This is a genomic window from Streptomyces sp. NPDC007896, from assembly GCF_042959425.1.
In the GTDB taxonomy this organism is placed as follows: Bacteria; Actinomycetota; Actinomycetes; order Streptomycetales; family Streptomycetaceae; genus Streptomyces.
The window spans coordinates 63,980-76,922 of the sequence record NZ_JBIBKX010000008.1 but is presented as its reverse complement, the minus strand read 5'-3'; the positions used below and the strand labels follow the sequence as shown (position 1 = coordinate 76,922).

Below are 12,943 nucleotides of genomic sequence, written 5' to 3'. Positions count from 1 at the left end.
CTGGTCAGCTCTTGTACGCCTTGAGCATGAACAACCAGATTTCGCTGACGGTGGGGAAGCAGGCGACGGCGTGCCGCAGTCGCTTGAGGGGGATCTCGCCCGCGACGGCCACGGTCGCGGAGTGCAGCAGTTCGCTGACGCCGGGACCGGCGAAGGTCACCCCGAGGAGGATCTCGCGGTCGAGGTCGACGACCATGCGAGCTTGGCCCTGGTAGCCGTCGGCGTACAGGTTCGCCCCCTGGACCTGGGCGAAGTCCACGTCGACCACGGAGACGCGGTGGCCGGCCCTGGTGGCCTGTTCGGCGGACAGGCCTACGGCAGCGGCCTCGGGGTCGGAGAAGAAGACCTGCGGCACGGCGTGCTGGTCGGCGGTGGTGGCGTGGTCGCCCCAGGGTCCGTTGTCGAGCGGCAGTCCCTGGGCGCGGGCGCCGATCGCGTCGCCCGCCGTCCGCGCCTGGTACTTGCCCTGGTGGGTGAGCAGGGCGCGGTGGTTGACGTCACCGAGGGCGTAGAGCCAGGTGCCCTCCATTCCTCGGACCAGACAGGTCTCATCGACATCGAGCCAGGATCCGGGGGTCAGGCCCACGGTCTCCAGGCCGATGTCGTCGGTGCGCGGCGCCCGACCGGTGGCGAACATGACCTCATCGGCCTCCATCCGGCTCCCGTCGTCGAGGCTCAAAGTGACCGGGCCCGCCGGGTCGGGGCGGCTCAGCCCGGTCACCGAGACGCCGATGCGCACGTCCGCGCCTGCCTCGGTGAGCCCCTGGGTGACCACGTCGCCGACGAAGGGCTCCATCCGGGGCAGCAGCGCGCGGCGGGCCAGCAGGGTGACCCGGGCGCCGAGGCCCTGCCACAGGGTGGCCATTTCCACGCCCACTCCGCCGCCGCCGACGATGGCGAGCCGGTCGGGCACATGGCTGGAGTCGGTACCCTCGCGGTTGGTCCAGGGGCGGGCTTCCTCGATACCTGGTACGTCGGGCAGTACGGGGCGGCTGCCGGTGGCGATGGCGACCGCGTGCCGGGCGTCGAGGGTGCGGCGCCCGCCGTCGGAGGAGGTGACGGTCACCCGGCGCGGTCCGTCGATCCGGCCCTGCCCGCGGAACAGGTCGGCGCCGATGGACTTGACCCAGTCGGCCTGCCCGGAATCGTCCCAGTCGGTGACGTAGTGATCACGCCGGGCGAAGACCCTGGCCGTGTCGAGCCGTCCGGAGACCGCCTGGCGGGCACCGTCGACCCGGCGCGCGTCCGAGACGGCGATGACCGGCCGCAGTAGTGCCTTGCTGGGCACGCAGGCCCAGTACGAGCACTCCCCGCCGACCAGTTCACGCTCGACCACGGCGACGGTCAGCCCGGCCGCGCGGGCATGGTCGGCGGCGTTCTGGCCGACCGGGCCGGCCCCGAGCACGATCACGTCGTAGGTGTCTTCCGTGGTGTCTGTCGCGGTGGCTTCTGGGCTGATTTCGGGTGAAGTATTCATGATTCCATCGTTCCTCGGGACGTGACGATCCGCTCGGCTCACGGCCGACGGGGCGTGGCGGATCGCAAGCTCCGCTGTGGGCGGTGACGGCTGCGGCAGATCGGAGCCTGGCCGATGGACCAGCCCTCGGCGAACGAGGCCTCGCCGAGACGGTCGGGCGGCAGGTCGGCGACAGCGTGCCCCAGCCGCTTGGACGAATCGTGCAGTGCACCGATCCAGCGGTCGGCGGCGGTCACGCCCCGTCCCCGCTTGCGTACGCGAGGTCGGCCGCGGTGAGGCCTTCGAGCGCCATGCCCAATTGGGTGCCTTCGGCCATGCGGCGGCTGATCCGCTGCCGCAGGGTGACGGCCAGATAGCGGGTGAGCAGTTGCGGCTTGGCGGCGAGCTGTTCCGCGAGTCCCTGGGCCCGGGGCAGCACCCGCTCCAGCGGCAGCACCTCGGCGACGGCGCCCCATCGTTCGGCCTGGTCGGCGGTGAACGAGCCCTGGGTCAGGGTGAGGTAGCGGGTGCGGTTGACGCCGATGGCCTCTTCCCAGGCGATCTGGATGCCGTCGCCGGGCACGATGCCGAAGGTCAGGTGGGGAAAGTCGGAGAAGACGGTGGTGTCCGCGGCCACGACGATGTCGGCCAGCAGCACGTATTCGCTGTGTACGGACGCCGGGCCGTTGACGGCGGCGACGATCGGCATCTCGAGGTCGACCAGGCGCTGCATCACCCGGCGGCCCTCGGCGACGGTGCGGTCCCACTGGGCGGGCTTGGTGATGTCCCCGAGGCTTGCGCCGTCGATCTCGGTCATGAAGCGGTCCCCGGTGCCGGTCAGCACCAGGACCCGGTTGTCCCGGTCCTCGCCGATCTCGAACAGGGCACGGGGAAAGTCGGTGTGCAGCTGTCCGCTGAAGGTGGCCGGGCCACCGTCCGTGTGGAAGCGCAGGGTCAGCACTCCGGAGTCGGTGCGGCTCAAGGCGATGTTCTTGAAGGCGGTGAAGTATTCGGGGGTTGCGCCGGTCATGGTCACTCCTACGGTGGCGCGGCGCCGTCGTGCGCCGCTCTTTCACACAACCACCTGGGCAGGCCGGTTCGTAGCCTTCGCCCAGTCGCTCCGGAACCACCCCCCATCAGGGATGTTTATGGCATCGGGTCGTGCCGCGATCCGTCGATGTGGTGCGATGGGGACCATGGATCTTCGGGACATGCGCGCCTTCGTGGCGGTGGTGGAGGAGGGCGCCCTGTCCGCCGCGGCTCGTCGGCTCCATATGAGCCAGCCCCGGCTCTCCCAGATGGTGCTCGCGCTGGAGCGGGAGTTCGCAGTCGCTCTGTTGGTGCGCAGTTCGACCGGGGTCCAGCCGACCGAGGCCGGCACAACCCTGCTCGCCGAGTCCCGTGCGGTGCTCGCCCGGTACGACGAGGCCGTCACCGCCGTCGCCCGGCACGCCGCACCGGGTGGCTCCGTCCTCCGGCTCGGAATCCCGCTCGAACTACCCCCGGGGTTCCTGACCCGCCCGCTGGCCGCACTCGCAGACGCGGATCCCGGGACTCGGGTGGAACCCCGGCACATGTCCACCGCGGACCAGGTGGCGGCCCTGCGCACCGGGGAACTCGACATCGGCCTGCTGCGCGAGCGCCCGTCCGGGGGTGACCTGGACGCGATCAGGGTCATGGAGGAGCGGCTGGGCGTGCTGCTCGCGGCCGAGCGGGCCGCCGAACTGTCCGGCCCGCAAGGTGTACGGCTCGACTCCCTCGCCGGGCTCCACTGGGTCGGCTTCCCCCGCTCCGGAAGCCCCGTCTGGTACGACGAGGTCACTGCCGTACTGCGCGGACACGGCATAGACATCGAGGCCTCCGCCGTGGGAGGGCAGACGCTGCTCGCCGAAGTGAAGCTGGCGGCGGTGAGCGACGGGACAGCCTTCGCCCTGGCCCCGCCGCATTGGTTCCACCCCTTGCCCGAGAACGTCGTGTGGCAGCCCCTGGCAGGCAGCCCTCTGGTGCGTCGGACCTGGGCGGTGTGGCAGGCCAGGTCGCACCGTCAGGACCTCGGGCAATTCGTGGTGGCGCTGGGGAACGACACGGGCGACTGACGCGCTCCGCGCGAAGAGCCGAGTCCCTGCGGCTTGTCACTCAGCCAGTCACACCTTGACGTTCGGAGCAGCAGCGGCTCGTCGGGCCCGTGGTGTCGAGTCGGCAGAAGCACGACGCCTCGATGGGAACGTCCGCGAGTGCGGTGGTCATGGTGAGTTGCTGGGCGATGATGCGGGCTTCCCCGCTCTTGCCGAGCCGCACGAGGCATTCGTGGAAGCCGTGGAGTGCCCAGACGTTTCCGGGATGTTGTGAGGATCTGGGCAGGGTGTCGTCGAGGCCGAGGTCGGCCCGGTAGACGGCCTCGGCCTCCTCGACTCGGCCCTGTTCGAGCAGGAGCGCCCCGTAGGCGTGACGGGTCGGCTGCATCCAGCCCCACGGTTCGTCATAGGGCAGATGGTCGTCGAGTTCGATGGAGCGCTGAAGGGAGGCGAATGCGAGGTCGTACTCGCCCCTGCGGTATTCGAGTTCGCCGTCGAGCATGGCGGCGGCGATGGCCAGGATGTCCCGGCAGGTGTTGTTGAACAGCGTCCGTGTCTCGGGAACCCGTGCGACCGCGCGGCGGAACAAGTCTCGTTCGGTCTCGGCCTCGGTGGTCGCCCCGGTCGCGGAGTACGCCACGCCGCGGGCGTAGTGCAGCATCGCCGTGGTGACGCAGTACAACTGCGGGTCGGAGGGCATCGGCAGCGCGAGGATCTCCTCCCAGCGGCCGAACCGGATCAGTACGTGCACCCGCATGGCGAGGAACCCCTCCAGCCAGTCGGCCATGCGCGGGCTCTCCACACGGAGCAGATCCTCGGGGATGGAGGCCTCGAGCTGCGCGGCCGTCTCCAGCGCCGTCCTGGACTGGCCGAGGAACATCGCGCCGTAGATCTTGAAGTGATAGTTGTGCGAGCGGTACAGCGTGTAGAAGTTCATCGCGCCGGCCCGTCGCAGGTACTTCTCGTCGGCCTTGATCGCGGCACCGTTGGCCGACACGACCCGTCGGTAGTCCCCGCACAGCACGTCGAGGTGGGAGGGCATGTGCTGCAGGTGCCCAGCGTCCGGTACCAGCCCCGGCAGCCGGTCGGCGACGGTGAGGGCTTTCTCCGGCGTCGACGACATCTCCATCAGATGGATGTACATGTGCAGGATGCCCGGGTGACCGGCGCCGGTCTCGGTCAACAACGCGCGGTCGAGGACGGCCTTCGCCTCCAGCGTGCGCGCACCGGGGGCGGGCTCGCCCGTGCGCAGGTCCCACAGCTGCCACGGAGTGAGGTTCATCAGCGCGTCCGCGTAGAGGGTGGCGACATCCGGGTCGTCGGGCGCGAGTTCGTACACGGCACGCATGGCCTCGGCGTACGGCTCGTTCCAGATGGAGCAGTCCTCGACGGCGCGCGAGGCGGGATAGCGCTCGCGCAGTGCCTCGATGAGCGCGCGCTCGATCGGCGTGGCCCTGCCGCACAGCGCGTGAGCCCGTTCGACGGCGGCGTGCGTCCGTTCCACCGTGTGCCGCAGATCGACGTCGTCGAAGAACTCCCAAGGTTTGTTGTAGTTGGGGCCCAGGGCGTATGCGACACCCCAGTACGCCATGGCACAGTCGGGATCCGCGGCCGCCGCCGATTCGAAGCAGGCGACCGCCTCTTCGTGGTTGAACGCGTAACTCCACACCAGCCCGCGGTCGAACCAGCACTGTGCTTCGGGCGAGCGGGTCGACACGGGCCGGGTCAAGGTCCCGAGGTCGAAGTAGTCCATGAGGATCTCCTGCAGAGGGATACGGCTCGACGACACCGGCTTCGTCCTGCGTACAGCGGGCGCAGACAGTCACCTCGAGTCTATTTCTGCGCTCCTTGCCGCCTCGGTACCCCATGTGGCCTCGTTGTGTCCTGCCTGGTCGGCACCGAGGAGCCTGACGAATCCGATGGAGACCCTGGAGGCGGAAGGGCCCGGGATATTCGCGGACTGTTCGGGGTGAACCCCAGGTGAAGGGACGGCGTACAACCGTTGGCGCCCTGCGTGGGTCTTGGTGGTTGCCGTGCGCGTGAGCAGCGCGGCCAACTGCCCTCCATCCTAGGGGTTTGCCATGTCCTCCCGGAGATTCCACGTGTCCGCCGTCGCTGTCGCCGCCGTCATGGCCGTGACGGGGGCGGCCCCTGCGGTGTCGTATGCCGAAGACGCTTCTGCGGGCGCCCTCGCCGCCGATGCCGCGGCGTCCGTGCGTGCCGACTTCGACGGTGACGGCTACACCGATGTCGCGGTCGCCGCCCCCGGCGGCACTGTCAACGGCAGGGCGGGCGCCGGATACTTCGCCGTCGTCTACGGCATGGCCGAGGGCCCCAACGGTGTCAAGCGCCAGGTGATCAGCCAGGACCGCTACGGCATACCCGGCACGGCTGAGGCGGGTGACCACTTCGGCGGCCAGCTCACGGCGGCCGACCTGGACGGTGACGGATTCACCGACCTGGTGGTCGGAGCCCCGGGCGAGGACATCGGCAGTGCGCGTGACGTCGGGCTGCAGACCGTCGTGTGGGGAGGGGTGGGCGGGCTCGCCACCGCCACCACGGTCGGACAGGGCCGGGCGGAGACCCGGGCCGGTGACTTCGACGGGGACGGGCACCTGGACCTGGCGACGGCCTATCAGATGCGGTACGGGCCCATCAGTCGGAGCGGTGCGGCGGCCCGTACCGGCCCCCTCGTCGACCTGGACGTCCGTGTCTACGCCATGGAAGCGGGTGATGTGGACGGCGACGGCACCACCGACCTGGTGGTCAGCAGTGGTTCGTGGGACTCGGACGACGGGGGGACGATCCCGCCGCCCCGTCTGCAACTGCTGAAGGGGACTGAGAACGGTCTCGTGGCAGGGCCGTTCATCGCCTACCCCGACACCGTGTCCGCGGACAGCATCGCCATCGGTGACATCGACGCCGACGGCCGGTCGGACGTCGTCTTCGGCCGCAGCACGGCGGCAGGGGGCGGTCTCGTGGGCGTGGTGCGCGGCACGGCGAACGGTTTCGCGGCGCGGGCCACACTGATCGGCCAGAACACCCCCGGCGTCCCCGGGACGGGGGAGAGCGGCGACCGCTTCGGCACCGACGTCTCCGTCGGCGACATCACCGGCGACGGTTACGCCGACGTTGTCACCGGTGTCCCCGGCGAGGACCTGGCCGGCCGGACCGACGCGGGCACCTTCGCCGTACTCAGGGGCAGCGCGACGGGTCTTTCCGGCACCAGGGTCCAGGTCTTCAGCCAGAACACGGCCGGGGTGCCCGGTACGGCCGAGAACGGTGACCGGTTCGGCAGCCGCACCGCCGTCGTCGCAGGGCACGTCGCCGTCTCGGCACCGGAGGAGAACAGCGGCTCGGGAGCGGTATGGGTCTTCCCCGGCACCGCATCCGGTGTCACCGCGACCAGGTCGGTCAGCTTCGGACCGCGCACCCTGGCCGCGCCCGTCTCCGGCGCACGCTTCGGCGCCGCATTCCACCGCTGAGGGCCGCTTCGCCTCGGCGGACGCCAGAGGGTTCACCCCGGCAGGGAACCTGCCCGTCCTCGGGCAGGCTCCCTGCCGGCCGATACAGAGGGACGGTCCGGGCGCCGTCCACGTGTAGCGGCCCACGGGCCGCAGTCGCTGCGCGTCCGCCAACAGGCTTGGCGCGTCGGCGAGATCGTCCGGCCGGAGGACCGGGCCTGGTTGACCAGTCTCTTCGCCGCGGTGGAGGCGAACCAGGCAAGCTAGAAGGACTCGGAGTCGGGGATCACGTGCATCGCGGCTTCCTCAGCCGATGCGCCCGCCCCGTCGACGCCGACGTCGTAAGCAATCAGGTCCTTCTCGGTGTCCTCGTGAGCGCCCTCGTCCGGCGCGATGAGGCGGCCGGCCCGCAGGTCTCCGACCTCGTCGTCGATGAGTTCCCCGTCGCCGTCCCAAAGGTCCCCGATGCCGTCGCCGACCTGGCCGGCGATATCCGGTACCTCCTCGGCAAGCCGCTCGTCCAGACTCTCCCCTCGTTGCCGCTCCGCCGCCGTGACGCCGGTGTGCTCCACGCCCCAAGGCTTCTCCGGGGGTGAGTAGCCCTCGTCGAGAGCCTCGTCGATGCCGCGGTCGTCGAGGGTGTCCGAGACGTCCAGCAGTCCGGCGTCGTCCTGTACCTCCGAACCGTCCGGCTGGTAGACGTCATCACCCATTGCCTCGTAGGCCATGCGGGCTCCGTTGTTCGGTGCTCTCTGCCAGGGATCTGACGGGAACACGGTTGTCCGGACCGGTTGTCCGGGCCGGAGGGAACTCTCCTGGGCGGTGTGGGAAAGCCACCTTAGGACCAGAGGCCGAGGCAAGTCTGACTCTCCGCGCACCGGGTCTGTTCCCCCAACGCACCATGCCCAGAACTCCCATCCGTCACGCTCCCATCCGTCACGCTCCCGGCCGCTCGCCGGGAGGGTGCCCGGTCGGCACGTGCTCAGGCCCGCGAGGCAGTCACCGCACGGCAATTGTCGTGGCGCTGCGGCAGGCGGGCTTGGCAGGATGTGGGAGATGCCTGCTGAGTTCCCCTTCCTCGATCCTTCCGCCAACCCTTCCTTCGATCACCGCTCGGCCGCCCGCGACGCCCTGCGCGGCTTGGCGGTGGGTGACGCCTTCGGCGCCCAGTTCTTCGTACCGGACAATCTCCCCGGCCTGCGGGAGCGGCGATCGCCTGCCGCGGAGTGGCCATGGACGGACGACACGGAAATGGCCTGCTCGGTCTTCGACGTGCTGCGCCGGCGCGGCAGCGTGGACCAGCCTGAACTGGCGCACGGTTTCGCCCGCAGGCACGACTTCGACCGCGGCTACGGTCCGGCGATGAACCGGCTGCTGCGCCTGGTACGCGAGGGCGGCAGGTGGCAGGAGCTGGCCGCGGAACTCTTCGACGGCCAGGGGTCGTGGGGCAATGGGGCCGCGATGCGGGTGGCGCCTCTGGGCGCATGGTTCGCCGTGGATCTGGCCGAGGCAGCCGCGCAGGCCGGGCGGTCGGCGCGGGTGACGCACACCCATGCGGAGGCGGTGGCCGGGGCGGTCGCCGTGGCGGTGGGAGCCGCGTGCGCCGCCCGCGGGCGCGTGCGGCCGGTGACCGGAGCCCAATTGCTGGCGGCGGTGGAGGAGCTGACACCGGAGGGGCGGGTCCGTTCGGGGGTGGCCGAGGCGCGGGAGCTGCTGGGGCAGCCGCACGCCGAGTACGCGGCGCACCGGTTGGGCAACGGGCGGCGGGTGAGCGCGGCGGACACGGTGCCCTTCGCCCTGTGGTGCGCGGCCCGGCACCTGGAGGACTTCGAGGAGGCGTTGTGGGCGTGCGCGTCGGTGGGCGGGGACGTCGACACCACCTGCGCGATCGTCGGCGGAATCGTCGCTGCGCGGGTGGGCACGGCGGGGATACCTGCCGCGTGGCGGGCTGCGTCGGAGGCGCTGCCGGAGTGGGTGTGCGAGGGCGAACCGGGTGAGGACCTCAGCCGCGTCGGGCTGGGCCGCGACGTGACGCCGCTGCGCCGCCCCGAGCCGGTTCCGGTGCCGGAGCTGGTGTGGACCCCGGGGCAGTGGCAGCGTGTCCGGCACGGTGTGCGGGCGCTGAGCATGGACGAGAAGTGGGACGCGTACGTGGAGGGCGACCAGCTGACGCTGCATCGCAGTTGGACCGGTCGTGGCATCTTCCAGGTGACCGTGGCCGAGACCCCGGACGGCTGGCGGCCGGTGGCCGCGTTGGTCGAGTCGGACCCGGAACTGTACCGCCGCGGCGGCGACGAGTCGGAGAGCGCCTTCCTCGAACTCTTCCTGCGTGCCTGGTACATGGACGATTCCCGGCCCGAACTGTGGGATCGATACCAGGAGTTGCGCCGCGCCGAGGAGGCAGCGGCCAAGGAGGCCCGCGCAGCGGACAAGGTGACCCGCGCAGCGGCCGAGGAGAACGACCAGCACGGCGGCAAATGATCCAGAAGGGATTGTTGGCGAACCCTTGCCGCCCTCTTACTGATCATGTCTCTTCCGCCGCGTACGGTTCCCGTAGCGGGGTGTCCCGTCAAGGATCTTCGAACAAGGGGAACGGATGACACCCAGTCGCCGGGCAGTGCTGACTGCCATGGCGGGAGGCGCGCTCGCCGGCTGCGCGGGCCCCGGGAGCACGGTCGACCGCAGCGCTTCCGTCACCGGTTCGCCCTCCACATCCGCGGCGATCGCAACCAGCACGAGCACCCCTGGCCCCAGCCCCTCGGCCGGCGCGTCCAGCGCGTCCAGCGCGTCACGCGCCGTCACCCGCGCCGACATCGTGGCCCGCTACGGGCACGCGGTGCCGCATACCTGGGGCTTCGACGCACCCGCCGTGGTCCACGCGCTGCCCACCGCCGAACGCGTGATCGCGCTGACCTTCGACGCCTGCGGCGGCCCGGGCGGCAGCGGCTACGACCGTGCGTTGATCGATTTCCTGCGTAGACGGGAGATACCGGCGACCTTGTTCATCAACTCCCGCTGGATCGACGCCAACCCCGCCGTCTTCCGCCGGCTCGCCGCCGAGCCGCTGTTCGAGATCGCCAACCACGGTACCCGCCACCGCCCGCTTTCGGTCACGGGCCGCTCCGCCTACGGCATCCCCGGCACCCGCAGCGCCGCCGAGGTGTACGACGAGATCTCCGGCAACCAGACCAAGCTCACCCGGCTGCTGGGCACGCCGCCACGTTTCTTCCGCTCCGGGACCGCCTACTGCGACGACGTCGCGGCACGGATCGTCACCGCCCTGGGAGAACGCTTCGTCAGCTTCTCGGTCAACGGCGACGGCGGCGCCACCTTCACCCCCGAACAGGTCCGTACCACCGTCGCCGCCGCCCCCGGCGGATCCATCGTCATCTGCCACATGAACCACCCCCGGGGCGGCACTGCCCGAGGCATCACCGCCGCCGTCCCCCAACTCCTGGCCAAAGGCCACAGCTTCACCCGCCTTTCGGACGCTCTCCGCTGACTATCCGTCCGGACTGGGACGGCGACTGTCGAGAGGCCCGGTTCATACGGCGGCCGACTCGGTCGACGTGACGCGGTCGCCCTGGAACGGAGTCCGGGGACGTTGCGGAATCCCGGTGTTGGCGCACATCGGATTCACCCCGCAGGCGGAGCACCAATCTCGGTGGCTCCGGGTGCAGGGGCGCGGTGAGGACGCGCAGCGGTTGGTCTGAGCCGCGAAGGCGCCTGAGGCGGCCGGCGCGTCCGCCGTGCTGATCGAGATGGTGCCCGGTGAGATCGCCGCCGCGAGTCAGCGCGGCGTCGTCGTCGGCCACGCACGCGGGTACGGCACGCGCAGGGTCTCCGCCTCGACAGGGGTGTGCTCGGCGGCGGCGTGCAGGCGCCCGTCGCGAAGGACGACGGCGCCGCCGCGGAGCATCATGGCGATGAGCTCGGCGGCGAGTGCCTCGGGCGTGAGGCGCAGAAGGCGCGCGGCGTCGGTCAGCCAGGCCCGCGCGTGCAGGTACGGCTCGACCTCGTCGGTGCGGATCCCGCCGCGGATCATGAGGGCGAAGGCGAAGATCCGCCGGGCGCCGTACCAGACGGAGCCGTCGGGGTCGTCGACGAGACGCCGTGCGCGACGCAGCGCGGTGACGAAGGCCGCACCGGGGTCGGCGGGGATCGGCCCGTGTGAGGGGAGCAGCACGCGCGGGGCGAGGTCGGCCATCCGCTTCAGAGAGGCGAGAGCGGTGGCGGCCGCGTCGGGCCCGTCGAGGGCGAGGTTCACCCAGCCGACGTCGTAGTCCGACAGCGCGTCCCCGACCACGAGGAGCCGCTCCTCCGGCTGCCACAGCGCGAGGTGTCCGGGCGTGTGCCCGGGGGTGTGGACCACTTCCCAGTCGGCATCACCGAGGCGGAGGACCTGACCGTCGTCGAGCCCCATGTCGATGGTGTACGGGCCTACGGGCTGGTCGAGGTGTTCCGCAGCGCAGCAGCCCGGGTCCCCGCGGGCGACGGCGTCCGCCTCCGGGGCACCAGCGGCGATGCCGACGCCACCCGCCTGCAGGAGGGCGTTGCCACCGACGTGATCGGAGTGCCAATGGGTGTTCACGACCAGGCCGACATCACCGGCGTGGGCGCGGGCCCAGGCGGCCGTGTCCTCGGCGTGGCCCACGAATCCGCTGTCGACCAGGGCCGGTTGGCGTCCGTGGAGCAGGAGCAAGTTGGCGTCGGGAAACGGCCTCTGCCGCCAGGTCACCCAGGACGGCAGCGGCTGCGGGCTCACCGCTCGGGCCTGTTCACGCGGATCAGCGTCTGCTGGCCGTTGGCAACGAGCGACCGCCGGCCGTCCTGGACCCCGAACACCTCCAACTGGCACACGGTCAGAGTGCGCCCGGACTTCAAGACCGTTCCGACTGCCTCGATGTGGTCGCCGACGGCGGGCGCCAGGAGATTGATCTTGTACTCGACCGTGAGCACGTCGGTGTTCTCCGGGAACAGCGTGAACGCCGCGTAGCCGCCGGAGGTGTCGGCGATCGCGCTGGTGGCCCCGGCATGGAAGTAGCCGTGCTGCTGCGTCACTTCGGGTCGGCTCGGGAGGACGATGTGCACACGGCCCGGCGCGATCTGCGTGATCCGTGCACCGAGGAGGCCCATCAGCCCCTGACGGTCGAAACTCGTCCGGATGCGCGCCTGCACCTCGGGGCTCGCCTGTTCCTGCTGCGCCTGCTCATCCATGTGCTCTCCTTCGGCGGACATCACGGTGTTGATGGGGGTCGGGCGGGTCCGTCAGCCGGCCAGGCGTTCCACCAGCAGGAACCCACCGATGACGATCATCATGGCGCCGGAGGCGCGGGTCACTGCCCGGGCCGCCGAAGGCCGGGTCCTCAGCACGGTGCGGGCCAGCACGCCGACGGAAACGTAGACCACTGCGCAGGCGGTCATGTGGAGCGTGCCGAGCAGCCCGGTCTGCGCGGCGACCGGCCAGCCCGCGCCGGGGTCGATGAACTGGGGGAACAGCGAGAAGTACAGAAGCAGCGCCTTCGGGTTCAGGCCGCTGATCCCGGCTCCCTTGAGCATGATCTGCCGGCGCGAGGAGGGCATGGCCTCCGTGGACGCGCCCAGGACCGCCGGCCGCGACAGGACACCCCAGCCGAGCCACATCAGGTAGGCGGCCCCCGCGACGGTAAGCGCGGTGAGAACGGTGGCCGAGTTCGCCACGATCACCACCAGGCCGGCCACGGCGAGCACCGTGTATCCCGCGTATCCGGCTATCAGGCCGGCGACCGCCGGGACGACCGACCGGTCTCGCAGCCCCGCCGTGATCGCGTAGGCCCAGTCCGCGCCCGGAGTGAACACCAGCAGCAGATCCACTGCCAGGAAAGCCGCCACCGTCATCGTGTTCATCGATCGTTCCCTCTCACGTTCCTTGTCCTGAGAGGGAAGATTAGGCGCGATGTGCCCGAAAA

11 protein-coding genes and 1 pseudogene are annotated in these 12,943 nt (G+C 70.8%); 4 read left to right on the top strand and 8 right to left on the bottom strand.

Going from position 1 to position 12,943, the window contains the following annotated elements:
* Positions 1–4 precede the first annotated feature (4 nt).
* From ACFZDJ_RS25595 to ACFZDJ_RS25585, 3 genes are read right to left on the bottom strand one after another with little or no spacing between them, the layout of a single operon-like run.
* On the bottom strand, positions 5–1,477 hold the full coding sequence (locus ACFZDJ_RS25595) for an FAD-dependent oxidoreductase (RefSeq protein WP_390937553.1): 1,473 nt from the start codon (positions 1,475–1,477) through the stop codon (positions 5–7).
* A 38-nt stretch (positions 1,478–1,515) separates the two neighbouring features.
* Complete coding sequence (locus tag ACFZDJ_RS25590; RefSeq protein ID WP_390937551.1) at positions 1,516–1,713, bottom strand: hypothetical protein; 198 nt, start codon at positions 1,711–1,713, stop codon at positions 1,516–1,518.
* On the bottom strand, positions 1,710–2,486 hold the full coding sequence (locus ACFZDJ_RS25585; protein WP_391061865.1) for an enoyl-CoA hydratase-related protein: 777 nt from the start codon (positions 2,484–2,486) through the stop codon (positions 1,710–1,712). Before ACFZDJ_RS25585 ends, ACFZDJ_RS25590 begins: the two co-directional genes overlap by 4 nt.
* A 166-nt stretch (positions 2,487–2,652) precedes the next feature.
* Here ACFZDJ_RS25585 and ACFZDJ_RS25580 point away from each other — a divergent pair, with 166 nt between their 5' ends.
* Positions 2,653–3,552 (top strand): LysR substrate-binding domain-containing protein, encoded by a 900-nt coding sequence (locus ACFZDJ_RS25580; protein WP_391061861.1) that lies wholly within the window; start codon positions 2,653–2,655, stop codon positions 3,550–3,552.
* 40 nt (positions 3,553–3,592) lie between these two features.
* Here ACFZDJ_RS25580 and ACFZDJ_RS25575 read toward each other — a convergent pair whose 3' ends face one another.
* Complete coding sequence (locus tag ACFZDJ_RS25575) at positions 3,593–5,284, bottom strand: hypothetical protein (RefSeq protein ID WP_391061858.1); 1,692 nt, start codon at positions 5,282–5,284, stop codon at positions 3,593–3,595.
* Positions 5,285–5,633: 349 nt separating this feature from the next.
* Here ACFZDJ_RS25575 and ACFZDJ_RS25570 point away from each other — a divergent pair, with 349 nt between their 5' ends.
* Entirely contained in the window at positions 5,634–7,016 is a 1,383-nt protein-coding gene (locus ACFZDJ_RS25570; RefSeq protein WP_390937543.1) for a VCBS repeat-containing protein, read from the top strand.
* Positions 7,017–7,258: 242 nt separating this feature from the next.
* Here the strand turns inward: ACFZDJ_RS25570 and ACFZDJ_RS25565 are convergent, their stop codons facing one another.
* Positions 7,259–7,723, bottom strand: a complete 465-nt coding sequence (locus ACFZDJ_RS25565; RefSeq protein ID WP_384916283.1) for a DUF5709 domain-containing protein — start codon at positions 7,721–7,723, stop codon at positions 7,259–7,261.
* A gap of 328 nt (positions 7,724–8,051) precedes the next feature.
* Between ACFZDJ_RS25565 and ACFZDJ_RS25560 the strand changes: the two are divergent.
* Together ACFZDJ_RS25560 and ACFZDJ_RS25555 are read left to right on the top strand one after the other, a co-directional pair.
* Positions 8,052–8,972: pseudogene (locus tag ACFZDJ_RS25560) on the top strand (ADP-ribosylglycohydrolase family protein); the annotation flags it as partial.
* Positions 8,973–9,591: 619 nt separating this feature from the next.
* Positions 9,592–10,497 carry a polysaccharide deacetylase family protein gene (locus ACFZDJ_RS25555; RefSeq protein ID WP_391061855.1) on the top strand — a complete coding sequence of 302 codons (906 nt, stop codon included), beginning with the start codon at positions 9,592–9,594 and terminating at the stop codon, positions 10,495–10,497.
* 288 nt (positions 10,498–10,785) lie between these two features.
* On the opposite strand, the gene ACFZDJ_RS25550 is transcribed toward ACFZDJ_RS25555, so the two are convergent.
* Genes ACFZDJ_RS25550 through ACFZDJ_RS25540 form a run of 3 tightly spaced genes read right to left on the bottom strand, consistent with a single transcriptional unit; the run spans position 10,786 to position 12,881 of the window.
* On the bottom strand, positions 10,786–11,760 hold the full coding sequence (locus ACFZDJ_RS25550; RefSeq protein ID WP_391061852.1) for an MBL fold metallo-hydrolase: 975 nt from the start codon (positions 11,758–11,760) through the stop codon (positions 10,786–10,788).
* The gene (locus tag ACFZDJ_RS25545) at positions 11,757–12,212 is read right to left on the bottom strand and encodes a hotdog fold thioesterase (RefSeq protein WP_391061849.1); all 456 of its coding nucleotides are present in this window, start codon (positions 12,210–12,212) and stop codon (positions 11,757–11,759) included. The genes ACFZDJ_RS25550 and ACFZDJ_RS25545 overlap by 4 nt, the downstream gene beginning before the upstream one ends.
* Before the next feature lie 51 nt (positions 12,213–12,263).
* Positions 12,264–12,881, bottom strand: a complete 618-nt coding sequence (locus ACFZDJ_RS25540; RefSeq protein ID WP_390937532.1) for a LysE family transporter — start codon at positions 12,879–12,881, stop codon at positions 12,264–12,266.
* Positions 12,882–12,943: the final 62 nt, after the last annotated feature.

Bases quoted from the DNA above. Each gene is read 5' to 3' on its own strand.
- ACFZDJ_RS25565 (WP_384916283.1), bottom strand. From the start codon at position 7,723: ATGGCCTACGAGGCAATGGGTGATGACGTCTACCAGCCGGACGGTTCG.
- ACFZDJ_RS25555 (WP_391061855.1), top strand. From the start codon at position 9,592: ATGACACCCAGTCGCCGGGCAGTGCTGACTGCCATGGCGGGAGGCGCG.
- ACFZDJ_RS25545 (WP_391061849.1), bottom strand. From the start codon at position 12,212: ATGGATGAGCAGGCGCAGCAGGAACAGGCGAGCCCCGAGGTGCAGGCG.
- ACFZDJ_RS25540 (WP_390937532.1), bottom strand. From the start codon at position 12,881: ATGAACACGATGACGGTGGCGGCTTTCCTGGCAGTGGATCTGCTGCTG.
- ACFZDJ_RS25595 (WP_390937553.1), bottom strand. From the start codon at position 1,477: ATGAATACTTCACCCGAAATCAGCCCAGAAGCCACCGCGACAGACACC.
- ACFZDJ_RS25575 (WP_391061858.1), bottom strand. From the start codon at position 5,284: ATGGACTACTTCGACCTCGGGACCTTGACCCGGCCCGTGTCGACCCGC.
- ACFZDJ_RS25585 (WP_391061865.1), bottom strand. From the start codon at position 2,486: ATGACCGGCGCAACCCCCGAATACTTCACCGCCTTCAAGAACATCGCC.
- ACFZDJ_RS25580 (WP_391061861.1), top strand. From the start codon at position 2,653: ATGGATCTTCGGGACATGCGCGCCTTCGTGGCGGTGGTGGAGGAGGGC.